Source organism: Paracoccus caeni (genome assembly GCF_016629665.1).
In the GTDB taxonomy this organism is placed as follows: Bacteria; Pseudomonadota; Alphaproteobacteria; order Rhodobacterales; family Rhodobacteraceae; genus Paracoccus; species Paracoccus caeni.
On record NZ_JAEPRQ010000001.1, the window covers coordinates 1,363,739 to 1,380,340 of the forward strand.

The window sequence follows — 16,602 nt, forward strand, 5'->3', positions numbered from 1 at the left end:
CGTTCCAAAATAAAAGAGGCCGCCCCGAGGGACGGCCTTGATCATTCGGTGGTTCAGCCTTTTCAGGCGGCTTCGGCTTCGTCGGCCTCTGCGGCCATGCGGCGTTCGCTTTCCTCGCGCGACAGCGCGACCGAGGTGCGTACACCCTTCGACACGAATTCCATCAGACCCTTCACGACACGCTCGTTCGGGTCGATCCCGGCGCAGGACAGCACGTCGCGGCCATCGCGCGAACGCGCCCAGCGGGCGATCTGTTCGGGGCCGTTACCGTATTTCTTGTCATCTGCGATGGCATCATCCAGCGCAGCCAGCACCACGGCCGCGAAAAGTTTACGTGCCCGCTGACCCTGTTCAAAATTGAAAGCCGAACCGTCAACAAAATCGCGCATATCTTTCGTCCATTCTTGTTGGCCGCGAACGACGCCGCTGCCTTGGGAAGACCTTGAGCGGCTTCCCTTGTTTTTACGTCCGTTTCTCCGACGGTGACCGTCTGATAGACGATAACATCGGCGATTCGATATTCCTTCACTCGCATGTCTGCCATGCTTATTCTGCATAGCATGCAAAAAGCATGAAAAATGCGTATCACCTGACTGGTTTCGGCGGCTTTTTGCCACCCCTGCCGCTTGACAACACGCGAAAAGCGATTTGGTTGCCTACCATCGCCGGTGTCGATATAGGGGCGCGACAAAGCCGTTCAACGCCCGAACGGCAGAAATTCCACATTTCTCGCAAAGAGTCCCTGAATGCCGAAGATCAATGGCAATGAAATCCGCCCCGGCAACGTGCTGGAGCATGACGGAGGCCTGTGGGCAGCCGTAAAGGTCAACCACGTCAAGCCCGGCAAGGGCGGCGCCTTCGCTCAGGTCGAGCTGAAGAACCTCCGCGACGGTCGCAAGCTGAACGAGCGTTTCCGCAGCGAAGACAAGGTCGAGCGCGTCCGTCTGGACCAGAAAGACCAGCAATTCCTGTATGAAACCGATGGCAAGCTGGTCTTCATGGACAGCGAAACCTTTGAGCAGACCGAGCTTGACGCCGATCTGCTGGGTGATCGCCGCCCGTTCCTGCAGGACGGCATGACCGCGACCATCGAATATTACGGTGAAGAGGCTCTGTCGGTGTCGATCCCGCAGAAAGTCACCTGCAAGGTCGCCGAGACCGAGCCGGTGGTGAAGGGTCAGACCGCTGCGAACAGCTATAAACCGGCGATTCTCGACAACGGCGTTCGCATCATGATCCCGCCCTTCGTTGGCGAAGGCGAGGACATCATCGTCAACACTGAAGTGTTCGAATACAGCGAACGCGCCTGATTTTAGCGCTAACAAAGAAACTGTTTCAACGCCCCGCAGATGATCTGCGGGGCGTTTTTCTTGGGTAATGTCGCGGATAGGTTTTCCCAAGCGATCAGGTTTTCGATCTGCGAGTGGGGGAAGCTGGCAGAAGCTATGAAAATGCCGGTAGCCGATAAGCATCGGCTACCGGCAGCGCTGAATGATCTCAGCTTTTCCGGGTGGCAGAGACGGCCGAGAACAGCCCGATTGCTGTCATCGCTGCGGTCCCCAGAATGACATAGGCCGCCGACCGTTCCAGCGACGATCCTCCGGTCGCCATCAGGGTGCCGCTGATCGCCGAGGCGAAGGAAAACGCCAGCAACTGGATGGTAGAGATCGCCGCAGCCGCCCGGCCACCTTCCTTCGGATCATCGGTGCTGTTCATCACCGCGACGCCCAGCAGCGGCCATGCCATGCCGATCCCCGCTCCGGCCAGCGCCAGCGCTGCGACCCAGATGGCGATGACAATCGGCCCGGCATCCGCATGCTGGGTCAGCCCGTAGGCGATCAGCCCTGCGGTCAGGATCACCGGACCCGTGCGGATGACCCGCGCCCGTTTCGCCTCGGACTGGATCGACAGCGTGAAGAACTGCGCCACCACCCAGGCGAAGGACAAAACCGTGCCCAAAAGACCAGCCCAAAGCGGCGACAACCCGGCCAATTTCTGACCGAACAACGGGATGAAGTTTTCAACCATGACCCCGGCGCTCAGCGCGGCGATGGTAAGGTAGATCCATTTCAGCTTGTTGCCTTTCTGATAGGTGATCCCCGGCAGAATGGTGTTGTCGCTTTTGCGCTCGATGGCGATGAAGACCCAGAACAGGCCAAGCCCCACCAGCAACGTCGCAATGATCGGCCAGCCCATCGGCAGCACCGAGCCCAGACTGATCGCCAGAATCGCCGCAAAAACGATGATCAGCGAACCAAAGGGCAGGGGGCTGTCAGCGACCGTCCCGGCATCATCCTTCAGCGCGCGATAGGCGATTACCGCCAGCACGACCGAGGCCACCGCAAGGCTGGCATAGGCCGCGCGCCACAACTGGAACTCGGCAAAAAGACCGCCCAGAACCGGCCCAAGCAGCGTGCCGATTCCCCACATCGCCGAAACCGTTCCCGTCGCCAGCGCCCAGAGAGGGCTGGGCAGCATGCTGCGAATGACCGCATAGGCCAGCCCGGCCAGAAGCCCGCCGCCAATCCCCTGAACGATCCGCACCAGCACCAGAAACTCCATCTTGGTGCTGAAGGCGCTGGCCAGCGCGCCAATGGCGAAGATCACCGAGGCCAGAATATAGGTCTTGGCCGTGCCAAGCCGTTGCAACATCCGGCTGACGAAAAGCGATGCCGCAATCGCCGCGACGACAAAGGCTGTCGTCACCCAAGCGTAATATTCCTGCCCCCCGATATCCGACACGATGGTCGGCATCAGTGCCGCGGTGAAATAGAGGTTCATCGCATAAAGCAGCACTCCCCCGGAAAGCACCGTCACCACCGCCAGATGCGGCGCCGCCAGCAGATCGCGCCACGATCCCTGAGCTTTGCCCGCATCAGCGTAGCCACCGGCCGAATTGCCGGTCTCAATCATTCCAGCCATGATTATCCATCTTTCGTTTATCCAACGTAAATTCTCCCGCGCCTTGGCTAAGGCGGGGCGGTTCGTCCTGATATTTGAAGCAGGCAAGCGTGCCGCAAAGCGCACACAGCAACTGTCCGAACAGCGCGCCAATCCACCAAGCAGGGCTGGACAATCGATGCACTGAACCATATCTTAGAGCAATCACTCTAATCTTTATCTGACGATTCGTCAAGAAGTTTAGAGCGATTGATCTAGGAATGGAGAATGCTGCGATGGCAGGCAAGATCGACCCGGAACGCCGCGATGACCGGAAACAGGAAATCCTGACAGCGGCCCGTCGCTGCTTTCTGCGCAACGGGATGCGGGGCACCTCTATCGCGCTGATCTGCAAAGAGGCGAAGATCAGTCCGGGCCATCTTTATTACTATTTCCGCAGCAAGGATGAGATCATCGAACAGATGGGCGAGGGCTATCTGGCCGATCTGCACAGCCACATCGCCAAGGCTCCGCAAGGCACCGATCTGGCGACCACTTTGTTGTCGGAGCTATGGGCTAAAAAGGATTGGGACGATCTGACCGACAGCCGCTTTCTGTTCGAACTTCTGGCCGAGGCGGGCCGGAACGAGGCCGTCCAGAAGATACTGGTCAAGGACACGGAATCGATCCGCTTTCTGATCATCCAGATATTGCGCGAGGCGCAGGCGGATGGCCGCGCCGATGCTGCGCTGGATGTGGAAAATGCCAGTCTGGTGCTGGTCGCGGTGCTGAACATCGCCACCATGCTGCCGCTGATGGCACCGGGCTCGGATTTCGACAGGATGCGCGGGATCATCACCGATATGGTGCGAGGATATGTGAAGAACGGTTGAGGGCGCAGTATGTCGAGGATTTGCAGCGTGGCTATGACGTTGCGAGCCCTGATCTGAATGCCGCAATCCCGATCGGTCCAAGGACGCAGGAGGGGGTTGGGGAAGGACGGTGGGCAGGCATCGCTCCCAAATAAAAAGGTCTGGATTTCCGCCAGATTGGCCCCTGCAAGTCACCACAATCAACTGTCGCCGGGTGCACGCGGGGAACTCAGCACCCCGCCGCGCAAAGCGGCGGGGTGATAACTCCTTATATGCCCAGACGGCGTCTAACCGATCACCTTGATCCGCCCGGTCATGTTCGGATGCAGACGGCAATAATAGTCCACATTATCGCCTGCCTGAACCACATGCGTGGCTTTGGCGCCGACCGGGATCATCACCTCCCACCCGCCGCGCACCGTTGCGGTATGGGCCATGCGATCCTCATTGCTCCATTCGATGATCTCGCCCGGCCTTGCCTCGATCTCTTGCGGTGAGAAGGCCAGATCCTTGATCTTCACATGGATGGTGCCGTTATGCGCCCTCACCGCGTCTGCACTTGCGACAAGCAGCACACCCGCCGCGATCACCTCACGCCGGTTCATATGGCGCAAGGTCATTTCAATGCCTCCACCACATGCTCCGCATGCTGCTGGTGGCCCTGAAACAGCTTGTAGCCGGTTTCAAGCAGGCTTTTCAGCTCAGCATTCTGGGCTGATGGGATCAGCAATCCGTCCAACGCGGCCAGCACCTGAGCGTGATAATCCACTTCATTGTTGATATAGGCGGCGTCGAAGGCGGTACCGTCCAGCGCAGCAAGCTCTGCCCGCTTCGCATCCGCTGCGGCCACCAGTGCCTGACTGGTCGGGTTATCCTCGGGCGTGACGCCTAGCTTGCCGACCAGTTCCAGCGCCTGATCGTTGACGGCCTTGTGGTCGTCCAGCATCGATTGCGCGAAGGCGCGGACATCATCATCGGCGGTCTTCGACAGGGCCAGTTCGGCGGCGGCAATGTCGATCACCCCCGCCGTATAGGCGATATGCGCGATCTGCGGATCGGTCGGGCGGTCATCGGCCAGCGCCAGACCGGCAGAAAGGGACAGGCAGGCAGCGCCAAGGGCGGCAAAAAGCATCTTCATCGCAATCTCCCATGCGTTCGGACGGTATCGTCCTGATATCGTCAGCACAGGATTGGATGCCGTCGTAGCGGCGGGGTTCCCGACCCGGCAGGATCATTCGCCAAGATCAAGACGCGCAATCACCGCATCGGTCAGCCGCGCGCAGCGCGCACCGGCGAAAGGAAACGCCTCCAGCATGACCGGTCCGATCTGCTGTTCGACGCGGTCGCGGATCATCCTCCGGGCGCGGTGCAGACGTGTTTTCACCGTGGCCTCGGGCAGACCCAACATGTCTGCCGTTTCCGCCTGATTCAGCCCCTCAATCACGCGGGCCATGAAGACCAGGCGGAACGGATCAGGCAGGGCGTCAGCCGCACGTTCGACGAAATTGAGAATCTGACGCTGTGCCATGACGCGCTCCGGATCGGCGGGTGTGGGGGGCGAGGGGAAGGGGATGATATCGGCCTGCACCGCCGCGGCATCGGGGGCGCGACGCTTCTGCCGCCGTTCGGCCCGACGCCGCATCAATGCAGTGTTGATGGCGATCCGTGACAGCCATGTTGCCAGCGATGAATCGCCGTGGAAGCTGTCAAGATTGCGAAAGGCGCGCAGATAGGCCTCTTGCAGCACATCCTCGGCATCGGCGTCGTTCAGCGTGATGGCGCGGACCAGCCGATAGAGCCGTTGGTTGTGGATCTGGATGATCAGCCGGATCGCTGCTTTGTCGCGGGCGGCGGCGCGTTGGATCAGATCGGCTTCGGCAGGCATCTGGCCAGTGGCGGTATCAAGAGACAACATCACGCTACTCTCCCTTTTTCTGGCTGGTTGGATGCCGTCCTGACGGACAGGTTCCCACATTTCGCAGCAAAAAGGGATAATTTGATTGATATGGTGAGCCTCACCGCTTTCGCAGCAGATTGAACCAGATCGCCAGATCGGCCAGCTTGCCAAAAGGGGCTCGCGCCATGCCCGCAAGGTTCCAGCGACTTTGCGCGAAAATCCCCTTCGCATGGCTCATCGCGCGAAAACCCTCAATCCCGTGATAAGCACCCATGCCGCTTTGACCGATGCCTCCAAAGGGCAGATCGTCCTGGGCCACATGTAAAAGCGTGTTGTTGATACCGACATTGCCCGAACTGGTGTGCTGCAACAGCTTCTCGCAGTCGGCATCCCTCTCGCCGAAATAGTAAAGCGCCAGAGGCTGAGGGCGCGCGTTCAGGTAACCAATGACCTCGTCCATCGTCGTGTAGGTGCGGATCGGCAGGATCGGCCCGAAAATCTCGTCCCGCATGACTGCGCTGTCGTCTGCTGGCTGGATAACAAGCGCCGGGGCCAGCGTGCGGGGGCGAGCCATAGCGCTGCCGGGATCGACGCCGACCTGAATCACCTTTACGCCGCCAACACGGGCATCTTCCAGCAAGCCGTTCAGGCGGGCAAAATGATGATCGCTAATGATCGCGGTGTAATCGTTGCTGTTCGGGCCGGAGGGGTAGGAGCGCTGAACGGTCGCCGCATAATCCGCGACGAAGTGGTCAAGATCGTCCTCGTGTACCAGCGCATAATCCGGGGCAACACAGGTCTGGCCAGCATTCGACAGCTTGCCAAAGACCAGTGCGTTCAAGGTCCGCGCGTTCACCTGACCCCGGGCCACCACTGCCGGGCTTTTGCCGCCAAGCTCCAGCGTCAGCGGCACCAGATTGGCGCTGGCCGCTGCCATCACCTTGCGCCCGACAGATGTGCTGCCGGTGAAGAACAGGTGATCGAAGGGCAGGCGGCTGAACGCCGCGCCGACCTCTGGCCCGCCAAGGATCACCGCGATCTCATCTTCGCCAAAGACCTTGGCAAGCATCTTTTGCAGAACTGCGCTGGTCCGGGGCGTCAACTCCGAAGGCTTGAGCATCGCCCTGTTTCCCGCAGCAATCGCGGTCGCCAGCGGGATCAGCAGCAGCGAGATCGGATAATTCCACGGGCCCATGATGCCGATCACGCCCTTCGGCTGATACGCGACCCACGCCTTGCCACCTTGATAAAGCGGTTCGACATGCCGCCGCTCGGGCCGCATGAAGCGGTGCAGTTTATGGCGATAGTAGTCTATCGCCTGAATGACGACCATCAGCTCCAGCAGGTCGGTCTCGTGCCGCGAGCGGTGACCGAAGTCCTGGCTGATCGCATGGACCAGTTCGTCGCGATGGGCCAGAGTGACTGCGCGCAGCCGTGCCAGCCGGTCCTTGCGCTGTGCCAGATCGGGCGGTCCTGCATCCAGATGCGCGGCACGCTGTCGGTCGAGGGTCGCAGCCATCCCGGATTCGTCAAACTTGGTCTGGGTCATCGTTTCCCCCACAGGCAAAGGTAGTGGCTGCGTAGCTTCAAGGGTATGCGGTTCGCCGGTTCTGGGTGCCGTCGGAAGAAAGTCTGCTGGTGCAGACTGCGCAGTCAAGGCCAGCCTTGATCCGTACCTGCTGAACCAACGATTCGTGAAAACTGCTTGCGAGGGCAGCGGTGGATGCCAACTGACCTGCTTGGTATTTTCAGCTTCGCCCCAACATCCACCCAAATTCCGCAGCAATCTGACAGACATGGCATTTTGATAAGAAAGCGCTTGCGTAAGCGCTTTTCTTGTTGCTATCCCTATGGAGGGAGGCCGCGGAACAGGATGTGACGCGGAGAGAGGTCAGGGTTCCAACGATAGATCCGGCGAGGACCGCTTCGGGGCGGAGGATACCGGCCTGCCTTCTTTCATGGGTACGACATTTGGGAGGATGTCACTGTGTTCAATATCTCGAATGGCATCGGACGCCGGACGGTGTTCCGCCTTATGGCCGCTTCGGCGCTTTGCATGTCGGCGGTTGCCGGCAGCGCTCAGGCTGATCCGGTTGAACTGCGCTACTTCTACCGCGCGCCATGGCCGTCGTCAGAGGTCTATGCGAACTGGCTGATCGATCAGTGGAACGCCAAGAACGGCGACCGCATCCACGTCACCGGCGCCAGCGTCGATGGCGAGACCTACAAGACCAAGCAGGCGATCGAGCTTGCCTCGTCCAGCCCGCCCGACATCTTCTATTCATGGGAAGGTGGCCGCGCGGCAGAGGTGATCGCCAACGGCTTTGCCGCCGATCTGACCCCCTATTACGAACAATATGGGTGGAAGGACGCGCTGGTGCCCGCTTCGGTGTCGCTGGCGACTTTCGACGACAAGCAATATTTCCTGCCGACTGAAATCGGCGCCTCGGTCGTCTGGTATCGCACCGATATCTACGAACAGCTTGGTCTGTCCGTGCCCACCACCTGGGACGAGTTGATGGCCAATGCCGAGAAGATCAAGGAAGCCGGGATCACCCCGTTCAACCTTGCCAACCAGAAGAAATGGCCCGCGCAGTTCATGTGGTCGGCCATTCTGGTCAATAAATACGGGCTGGAAACCTATGACGGGCTGGTCAACAACACCATTCCGTGGACCGATCCGCGCGCCGTTGATGTGACGCAGATGATGGTCGATCTGGCCCAGAACGATATGTTCGAGGACAGCTTCAACTCGGTCGATCTCGCCCCCGCCTTCGTTCCGTGGGATCAGGGCAAGGTAGCGATGTGGTATCAGGGTTCGTTCAACCTTGGCGCATTCCGCGGTGAATCCGAGAAGTGCTGCACCGCGCCGATGAGCTTCTTCCCGATGCCCGCCTTCCCGGATCATGATCCGGTGATGTCGGTCTTCGCCGAAGATACGCTGATGATCCACGCGAAAAGCCCGCACAAGGATGAAGCGGCAGAGTTCCTCGACTGGATCGTCAGCCAGCAGGCGATGACCGAGAAGCTGGCCATCGACAAACCCTTCCCGTCGCGGATCGATGCCGACCTGACCAGCCTGTCGCAGATGGAGCAGGATCTGGGCAAGGCCATCGCCGGTGCGGGTGCCTTTACCTTCATGCATGTGGACCACGCGGTCTCGCCTGCGATCTCGGACCGTTTCCTTGACGCGGTGCAGGGTGCGCTGGCCGGGGCGATCTCGCCCGAGGATGCGATGAAGATGACCGAGGAAGCTGCGATCCGCGTTCGCGGTGAGGTTCTGGCACAGGCCCAGAACTGAGCTTCATCAGGGACCGCGCGGGCACTCGCGCGGTCCCGCAGATCGAAGTCGGGAACAACCCAATGCAAATCTCGAACATGCTCGGCCTTGACTGGCTGCGGCAGAACGCCTTCGTGGCTGTCTTCGGCATGGCCGTGCCCACGATCATCTTTCTGCTCTTCGTCGGTTATCCGATCCTCTACACGGTCTATCTGTCGTTCTTTTCATGGAACGGCGCGGATGGTGCCAAGACCTTCATCGGGCTGCAGAACTACACGGATATGTGGAACGACAGCTATGTGTGGACGGCGCTGAAGAACAACTTCCGCTGGCTGGTCGTGACGCTGATCTTTCCGGTCGTCGCGGGCTATTCCATCGCCTATGTGCTGCGCGCCAGACTGGTGCCGTTCCCGGCGCTGGTCCGCACGGTCATCTTCTTCCCGGTCACCATGTCGCTGATCGCGGTCGGGCTGATGTTCCTGCTGATCCTGAACCCGATGTTCGGCGCGCTGAACGTGGCGTTGGAAAGCCTTGGGCTTGGTTTCCTGATTCGCGAATGGTTCGGCGATCACCGCATTGCAATCTACACGCTGGCCTTCGTCTCGGGCTGGGCCTTCACCGGCATGCCGATGATCTTCTATTTCGCCGGTTTGGGCGATGTGCCGAAAGAGACGCTGGACGCCGCCCGGCTAGAAGGCGCAGGGCATTTCCGCATCGCCACGCGCATCGCGCTGCCGCAATTGCGGCCAGTGACGGCAGTTGTCGTGATGCTGACCATCTTCGAATCCATGCGTGCGTTCGATCTTGTGGCGGTGATGACCAAGGGCGCGCCCTTCGGTTCGACCACGGTGCTTGGCTATCAGGTCTATCTGGAAAGTTTCTGGAACTCTCGCGTGGGCTATGGCGCGGCGATTTCGACGCTGATCCTCGTGCTGTCGGCGGGGCTTGCCGCGCTGGTGCTGAGCCGGTTGATGAAAGGGGCGTTCGATGGCTGACGCTGCAAATCCCGTGACCCGGACCAACGTGTCCCGTCCGACGACCGGCGCATTGAAATGGGTCATGCGCGCGCCCGGCCTGTTTTGTCTGGGCCTGTTCCTGATCCTCTGGATGGCGCCGATCCTTCTGGTGCTGATCACCTCGGTCAAGTCGAATGCCGACTTTCTGGCCGGTCCCTTCTCGCTGCCATCGGCGCTGACCTTCGCGCCCTACAAGACGGTGTGGGAAGCGCTTGGCTTTTCGACCCTGATGATCAACAGCGTGATCTATGCCACGCTTGGATCGGCCTTGGCGGTGATCCTGGCGCTGGTCCCGGCCTATGCTTTGGCGCGGAAAAACATCCCCGGCCAGAAGATCATCTTCGCGCTTTTGCTGACCGGGCTGATGATCCCGCAGCAGACGGTTCTGATCCCGCTTTACGACACCCTGCGGCAGCTTAGCCTGCTGGACACCAAGCTGGGGCTGATCATCGTCCACGCAGCTTACGGCATGCCCTCGCAAGTCCTGATCCTGCGCGGTTTCATGACCGGCATCCCGAAAGAGCTGGACAAGGCCGCCTATCTGGAAGGCGCGTCGGATTTCCAGATCTTCAGCAAGGTGATCCTGCCGCTGGCGCTGCCCGGCATCATCGTCGGCTATACGCTGAACTTCATCGCCATCTGGAAAGAGTTCATCTTTGGCCTCGTCTTCCTGAACTCGGAATCCAATTTCCCGCTGACCGTGGGGATGCTGAAACTCAACTCTGACCGCTACATGTCGGTCTTCAACATGCCCGCCGCCGGGCTGGTGATCTCGCAGATCCCGATCGTGATCGTGTTCATCCTGACCTATCGCAAGCTGTCCTCGGGGCAGTTCGCGGGTGCGGTCAAGGGCTGAGCCATAGGCGGAAGGAGAGAGAAATGGCAGACGTCATCCTTGAAAATATCGAAAAGACCTATGGCGGGCATACCGTCCTCCCGAACCTGAACCTGACCATCGAGGATGGCGAATTCGTGGTGCTGGTCGGCCCGTCCGGTTGCGGCAAATCGACCACGCTGCAACTGGTCGCGGGGCTGGATACGGTCACGTCGGGGCGGATCCTGATCGGCGGGCGCGACGTCACCTATGCACCGCCCAAGGATCGCGACATCTCGATGGTGTTTCAATCCTACGCGCTGTTTCCGCATATGACGGTGGAACAGAACATCGCCTTCGGCCCGAAGCTGCGAGGCGAGCCGAAAGGCAAGATCGCCCAGACCGTGCGCGAAATCGCGGCGATGCTGCAGATCGACGGCTATCTGGACCGGTTGCCCAAGGCGCTGTCCGGCGGGCAGCGGCAGCGGGTGGCGCTGGCACGTTCGCTGGTCAGGCATCCGGGCGTATTCCTGATGGACGAGCCATTGTCGAACCTTGACGCCAAGCTGCGGATCGAGGCGCGCAGCCTGCTGGCGCGGATGCATCGCGATCTGGGCATTACGACGATTTATGTGACGCATGATCAGTCCGAAGCAATGACCATGGGTGCGCGCATCGTGGTGATGAAGGACGGACGGATCGAACAGGCCGACCCGCCGCTGACCGTTTACAACCACCCGAAAACCCGTTTCGTCGCAGGCTTCATCGGCTCGCCCGCGATGAACTTCTTTGATCTCGTCGCGACCCCGGACGGCTTGGGCGACGATCACGGCCGGGTGCGGCTGGACCGCATGGGGACGGCACGCGGCAAGGTCACGGTCGGGCTGCGTCCTGAACATATCCGCCTGCTCGACAAACTGCCGGGGGCCGAGAGCCGCAACGTCGTCAGCATGACCGTCGATGTCGTTCAGCGGCTTGGGAACGAGACATTGCTGGATGTGGTGTCGGGTCCGTTCCGGGCGATCGTCCGGGCCGACGCGCTAGCTCAGGCAGAGCCGGGGCAGGTGCGTCAGTTCGAGTTCGACATGAACGCGGCGCATCTGTTCAGCACCGATGACGGCCAGCGGATCGAAGCGGCCTGAGCCTGTGAACCGCTTCGGGCGACGACAATCCGGCCATATGGCGTGCGATGGAAAATAGCGGCAGAAAAACCATGCAGACGGTGGCGCAGCGGGCGGGTGTATCGCTTGCCACCGTCAGCCATGTCCTGAACGGTACCCGCTATGTCAGCGCGGAAACGACCGCGCTGGTTCAGCGCGCGGTGGAAGAGATCGGTTATGTGCCGAACACCATCGCCCGCGATCTGGCGCGCAATTCCACCTCGACCATCGGGCTGGTCTTTTCGCTGACGGTCAACGCCTTCTTCCTCGACATCATTTCGGCGATCGAGAAAGAGTGCCGCCGCGTCGGCCTGTCGGTTCTGTTGTTCGACAGCAATGACGACCCGGCCAAGGAATACCGCATCGTCCGCGACCTGCATCAACGGCGTGTGGACGGGATCATTCTGGCCCCCTCGGCCGGACCGGACAGCGCGGCGCTTGACTACCTGCATGAACAGGCGGTTCCGGCGGTTCTGGTTGACCGTCTGGCGGACCCGCGTTTCGATCAGGTCGGGTTGGACAACCGCGAGGCGGTCCGGCTGTTGACCGACCATCTGATCGGGCTTGGCCACCGACGCATCGCGATGATCCCCGGTCACGGCACCTACACCACGACGATGGAGCGCATCGACGCATTCCGCGAGGCCTTGCACGCCTACGGTATGCTGGACGAACGCCTGATCACATCCCCAGCCAACCGCATGGAAGAGGCCGCCGCCAACATGTCGTGGCTTCTGGATGCTTCCGGTGGCGCTCCTGATGTCGTGCTGGCAGGCAACAACCTTTGCACCTTGGGCGCGATGCACGAAATCTCGCGGCGGGGACTGAAAGTGCCCGGCGACATCGCGCTTGCCGGGATCGACGATTTCGAATGGGCCGAAAGTTTCGAGCCACGCCTGACCGTGGTGCGCCAGCCTTGCTCGGCAATCGGTCGAACGGCAGCCGATATGATCCGTCGCCGGGTCGCGATGAAAGATGTGCCGTTGGAGGCGCGACGGCTACGGCCAGAACTGGTCGTGCGCCGGTCTTGTGGACACAATGGCAGGGGCTGATCTCCGTGAGAGCTTGTGCTTGCCGATAAAGGTTATGGCGCAATCCGCCCAAACCGATTCAGCATCACTCAAGTCCTTTTGGTCCCAGGATGAGGAAGCGCGCGAATTCGCCTGAGTGCTGTCAGCGATACAAAGATGGGTTGTGATGATGACAGATCGTGGGCAGTATCGCGCCATTTAGACCGGAACGACATTTTAATGACTTCGAATTTATTTGATCCATGGCAGGTCTCACATGAGCCTGAGATGATGCCTGATGTCAGTCGCTCGGCCTGTTCATCGACGGCGAAGATCCACGTCATTGATGGCGTTGAACCTTTGGGCACGCAAATCGGCGTTTTTCCCAAGCGGACGATCCCAGAGGCCCTGAGAGAGGTTCTGTTTGGTCAACAGGACATGATGGTTGCTGGCGATTCCTCCAGACGGGATAGCGAAACCCAGACCGCACCACCTTTGCAAACCTACGCCGTTCTTGATGCCGCGAAGGTGGCCAACCTGCCGGAGCTTCTGGAAGATAGCGGTTTGGAGCATCGCTGCCTGTTCAAAGGCGATGCTTACGAAACGCTCAAAAACGTCGCTCCGTGGATCGTGCGTCTGGAAGAGGAAAGCCATTTCACTCGCAGTCTGTTCACGCAGTCCAAGGCGTCATGGCACCTGTGGAGCGTGGAGCCGGGCATCTTTCTGCGGTCACGCCATGGTCTGGATGAGGTCTGGCGGCATTTCAGAAAGTTCACTCGAACCCAGAACCGGCAGGGAAAATGGTTTTACAACCGCTTCTGGGACGCAGGGGCTCCGGGTTGAATATTCCGGACAGCGGCTCGGACCCAGCAAGCAGCATGTTCAGAGGCACTATCCTGGATACGTTGATTGCGATTGACGCAGAAGCTGGCCGGGCTGTGGTCCGGTCACGGACGGCAGATCACGTCACTGATGAAGCGGTCGATGTGGTGGACGGCAGATATACCGTTTCCTTTCTTCACAGATCCGTTGGTCATCTTCTTTCATATGCTCAGCCCTCGATCAGCGTTTCGAGGGATAAACTGCTTGCTCTGGCGCGCGCCCATATTTCCGAGTTCCGCGCATTCGATCTGAAAACCGCACCGGCCACCGGCTTGGCCCTGGGAATCCTTTATGTGAGCGGGCGATCCCTTCACAATCTCGCGGCAGTAGATCGAACGGAGCTGATGACCGGCGGAGGCTCTCAATACGGCCGCTATCGCCGCCATTTTGATTACCTATTAGACATGAGATCGTAACGATGGCTTCGCCACTTTTGATTGATGATTTGTCCGAATATCTCGGAAACCTGCCCGATTGGTATATCCAGATCCTCGAAGAGCGCGAGAAGGATGAATGCGAGGTCTGCCCCGATGACTGGATAGAGTTGATATTAGAGGATTTCGACGGCAGACCGATTACCGGAGAGCCATATTTCGTCCTCACGGAAGCAACCGACGGCAGTGCGATCGCCTCGCCTTCTCCAGCTTCAGGGCCCTTTACCGACGGCGCCGGACGAACGACGCCCGCACGCCTGAACCTGAGACTTGGCGCTGACGTGGTGGACGTTGCCTATGGAGCCAAGACGACTGTATCACTGAATTTAACCGACGAACGGTTCGGAGAGTTCGAGCCCTACGATGAACAGCTTTATCTTGTCGATACACCGCTGACCTACGATGGTCCATTGCAGGTATCTGGGGATGTCCGGTCGGTCAGTGCCGCTAGCTATAACTATTGGTTGGAGGTGACCAATTCGGCAAAAGCAGGTGTCCCCTATGAGGCCATTCTAGATATGATGGCAGAGGTCGACACAGCGTATCGTTCGGGGCTTGGCATATATGGTGACTTGTCCCTGACGGCCCGCAACGCCGCCGAGGGCTATCTATTGATGGCGATGCAGGGTGTGCCGCCGAACGCTCACAAAGCATCTGGCGCCCGGCAGATTTTCGAACCCGTTGAAGAGGTGTTTTCAACTGGAATGGGTGCGATTGCGGGTTCTATTTTTGTAGGTCCGGACGGTGTTTCTTACCGCGATGATTACGTAAGCTCACATAGTGAAACCTCCGCAGGCGATTGGCAGATATTTCGCATGTGGAAAGCTGTCGCAATGATGTTGGAGCTTTTCGAGGGAACCATCTCGAATGCCCAGATCGATGCTGATGTCGATGACTTTCTGAATCGCGCTGCCGAGACCTTTGAAGGTCTGTGGTCGTATGCGGGCAGCCTGATTGCGTCGCCCGCCCACGCCGAGCAACGTGGCGGCGGCGGGCGGGGTCGCGGCACCTCCATGCGCGGCACTGGAACGGGGCGCTTTCCGAAACGCGGGAACGGAAGTAACAAGCGGGCATCAGCGGCAAGCCGAAATGGATATGTTGCACACACACAAGCGGCCAGCCGGAGACCGTCGAAGTCTGGAAAGGCGCATACATTCAACGGGGCGAAGTTCAATCTGCGCCATTCCATCAGGCACTTTTTCGACGGTGACGGGGTCAGGACGAACGGGCAGTTCAACGGCGGGCATACGTCCCAGACCTTCATGCGAGACCTTCAGGTTAGCGGCGGCCGTTACTTGAGTTCAAGAGCCCATCCAGATGGGAAATATGGAAAAGGGATTATCGAACAAAGCTATCAACCTAGAAGGCAATCAGGGAGTATGCCAGGTCAGCCGCCGCGAGCAGCCGGAGGACAGTATGCAAAGCGCGAAACCAAGACTATCGTTGATCTTTCGCAACGGCCAGCCAGAGAGGTGTTGCGGGATATGCGTGAGGCACTTAAGAACGCCATGATGCGACCGTCTTTCAAGCCCAATGCATCTAGCAATAGCGTTACTGGGCACACAAAAACTGGCATAAGAGTAGATTTTCATATCACAGGACATGGAAATAGCCAATACACTATCAGGAGTTTTTATTATGTTGTTCCGCAACAGCGGTGATGCGCGTCTCTATGCCGTCCAGAAATACTCTTCATTGGCTGCAAATATTTTCGAATATTTTTGCCATGATAGTAATTGGAAGAATTTCTGGGATGCAGTAGCAGATGGGCAGGGTACCGGAAGTAACAGTCCGCATTTTTCTTTAGGAGCGGATCTTCCATATCTTTATGATGACTTTGAAACGCCGGTTGAGGCGTATGGTTATGTCTCATTCTGGCTTGATTTTGATACTGATTTTGAACTGGAAGAGCGAATGTCTTTGCCCGACTTTATGGAATATTTGAAGGACGCCAATGCGATTGCGCGTCAGATGTATCCCGAAGAGGATAGAAAGCTAAAGTCCTATCTCGAGCAGGCAATTAAGAAGATTTCGAAGTTGCAAAAAGACCATGAAGAATGGGGACGCCGTCATGGGAATGCTATTTCTTAGGTGATATATGGTATTTATTGAAGGCGTTTTCACAAGTATGTTGGACTATTATCATTTTTTGGTGCGCCGGTGAGCGAGGGCCAGTCTAGATTTTTAAGTTGCTATAGTAATTGTTAATTCTCACTGAATGTGTGAGACACACAATTAGGTCATGTTGACGAATGGCGGAGCCATAGCCTGATGCAGGCGACGTCTACGAAGCCGAGGAAACTGTCTGCAGTTTTGTCGTAGCGGTTTGCCAGCCGGCGGCTGTTTTTCAGCTTGTT

General features: G+C 58.8%; 18 protein-coding genes and 1 pseudogene. 12 read left to right on the forward strand and 7 right to left on the reverse strand.

From position 1 onward, the window contains the following. Positions 1-62 precede the first annotated feature (62 nt). Positions 63-389: a DUF6280 family protein gene (locus JJJ17_RS06620; RefSeq protein WP_200684651.1), complete on the reverse strand. Its 327-nt coding sequence runs from the start codon at positions 387-389 to the stop codon at positions 63-65. 182 nt (positions 390-571) lie between these two features. On the opposite strand from JJJ17_RS06620, the gene JJJ17_RS06625 reads away from it, so the two are divergent. Beyond that, positions 572-769, forward strand: coding sequence for a hypothetical protein (locus JJJ17_RS06625; protein ID WP_200684652.1), 198 nt, complete (start codon positions 572-574; stop codon positions 767-769). After that, positions 747-1,310, forward strand: a complete 564-nt coding sequence (gene efp, locus JJJ17_RS06630) for an elongation factor P (protein ID WP_200684653.1) — start codon at positions 747-749, stop codon at positions 1,308-1,310. The genes JJJ17_RS06625 and efp overlap by 23 nt, the downstream gene beginning before the upstream one ends. A gap of 187 nt (positions 1,311-1,497) precedes the next feature. On the opposite strand, the gene JJJ17_RS06635 is transcribed toward efp, so the two are convergent. Beyond that, the gene (locus tag JJJ17_RS06635; protein ID WP_200684654.1) at positions 1,498-2,922 is read right to left on the reverse strand and encodes an MFS transporter; all 1,425 of its coding nucleotides are present in this window, start codon (positions 2,920-2,922) and stop codon (positions 1,498-1,500) included. 254 nt (positions 2,923-3,176) lie between these two features. On the opposite strand from JJJ17_RS06635, the gene JJJ17_RS06640 reads away from it, so the two are divergent. Continuing rightward, positions 3,177-3,773 carry a TetR/AcrR family transcriptional regulator gene (locus tag JJJ17_RS06640; protein WP_200684655.1) on the forward strand — a complete coding sequence of 199 codons (597 nt, stop codon included), beginning with the start codon at positions 3,177-3,179 and terminating at the stop codon, positions 3,771-3,773. Between the two features lie 266 nt (positions 3,774-4,039). Here JJJ17_RS06640 and JJJ17_RS06645 read toward each other — a convergent pair whose 3' ends face one another. The 4 genes from JJJ17_RS06645 to JJJ17_RS06660 form a co-directional block, all read right to left on the reverse strand. Beyond that, positions 4,040-4,372: a cupredoxin domain-containing protein gene (locus JJJ17_RS06645; protein WP_200684656.1), complete on the reverse strand. Its 333-nt coding sequence runs from the start codon at positions 4,370-4,372 to the stop codon at positions 4,040-4,042. Then, positions 4,369-4,890, reverse strand: a complete 522-nt coding sequence (locus JJJ17_RS06650) for a DUF4142 domain-containing protein (protein WP_200684657.1) — start codon at positions 4,888-4,890, stop codon at positions 4,369-4,371. Before JJJ17_RS06650 ends, JJJ17_RS06645 begins: the two co-directional genes overlap by 4 nt. A 93-nt stretch (positions 4,891-4,983) precedes the next feature. Continuing rightward, positions 4,984-5,667, reverse strand: coding sequence for an RNA polymerase sigma factor (locus tag JJJ17_RS06655; RefSeq protein ID WP_200684659.1), 684 nt, complete (start codon positions 5,665-5,667; stop codon positions 4,984-4,986). A gap of 100 nt (positions 5,668-5,767) precedes the next feature. Then, positions 5,768-7,198, reverse strand: coding sequence for a coniferyl aldehyde dehydrogenase (locus JJJ17_RS06660; protein WP_200684661.1), 1,431 nt, complete (start codon positions 7,196-7,198; stop codon positions 5,768-5,770). 438 nt (positions 7,199-7,636) lie between these two features. On the opposite strand from JJJ17_RS06660, the gene JJJ17_RS06665 reads away from it, so the two are divergent. From JJJ17_RS06665 to JJJ17_RS06705, 9 genes are all read left to right on the forward strand, one after another. Continuing rightward, positions 7,637-8,950 (forward strand): ABC transporter substrate-binding protein, encoded by a 1,314-nt coding sequence (locus tag JJJ17_RS06665; RefSeq protein WP_200684663.1) that lies wholly within the window; start codon positions 7,637-7,639, stop codon positions 8,948-8,950. Positions 8,951-9,012: 62 nt separating this feature from the next. Continuing rightward, a complete protein-coding gene (locus JJJ17_RS06670) occupies positions 9,013-9,924 on the forward strand; it encodes a carbohydrate ABC transporter permease (RefSeq protein WP_200684665.1) in 912 nt (303 codons plus the stop codon). Beyond that, complete coding sequence (locus JJJ17_RS06675; RefSeq protein WP_200684667.1) at positions 9,917-10,801, forward strand: carbohydrate ABC transporter permease; 885 nt, start codon at positions 9,917-9,919, stop codon at positions 10,799-10,801. Before JJJ17_RS06670 ends, JJJ17_RS06675 begins: the two co-directional genes overlap by 8 nt. A 23-nt stretch (positions 10,802-10,824) precedes the next feature. After that, on the forward strand, positions 10,825-11,901 hold the full coding sequence (locus JJJ17_RS06680; protein WP_200684669.1) for an ABC transporter ATP-binding protein: 1,077 nt from the start codon (positions 10,825-10,827) through the stop codon (positions 11,899-11,901). A 71-nt stretch (positions 11,902-11,972) separates the two neighbouring features. Further along, positions 11,973-12,971 (forward strand): LacI family DNA-binding transcriptional regulator, encoded by a 999-nt coding sequence (locus JJJ17_RS06685; RefSeq protein WP_200684671.1) that lies wholly within the window; start codon positions 11,973-11,975, stop codon positions 12,969-12,971. Between the two features lie 246 nt (positions 12,972-13,217). Continuing rightward, the gene (locus JJJ17_RS06690) at positions 13,218-13,772 is read left to right on the forward strand and encodes a DUF4123 domain-containing protein (RefSeq protein ID WP_200684673.1); all 555 of its coding nucleotides are present in this window, start codon (positions 13,218-13,220) and stop codon (positions 13,770-13,772) included. Next, entirely contained in the window at positions 13,769-14,227 is a 459-nt protein-coding gene (locus JJJ17_RS06695) for a hypothetical protein (protein WP_200684675.1), read from the forward strand. Before JJJ17_RS06690 ends, JJJ17_RS06695 begins: the two co-directional genes overlap by 4 nt. A 2-nt stretch (positions 14,228-14,229) precedes the next feature. After that, the gene (locus JJJ17_RS06700; protein WP_200684677.1) at positions 14,230-15,906 is read left to right on the forward strand and encodes a hypothetical protein; all 1,677 of its coding nucleotides are present in this window, start codon (positions 14,230-14,232) and stop codon (positions 15,904-15,906) included. After that, complete coding sequence (locus JJJ17_RS06705) at positions 15,884-16,336, forward strand: hypothetical protein (protein WP_200684678.1); 453 nt, start codon at positions 15,884-15,886, stop codon at positions 16,334-16,336. The genes JJJ17_RS06700 and JJJ17_RS06705 overlap by 23 nt, the downstream gene beginning before the upstream one ends. Before the next feature lie 149 nt (positions 16,337-16,485). Here the strand turns inward: JJJ17_RS06705 and JJJ17_RS06710 are convergent. Next, a pseudogene (locus JJJ17_RS06710) lies at positions 16,486-16,602 on the reverse strand (IS5/IS1182 family transposase); the annotation flags it as partial.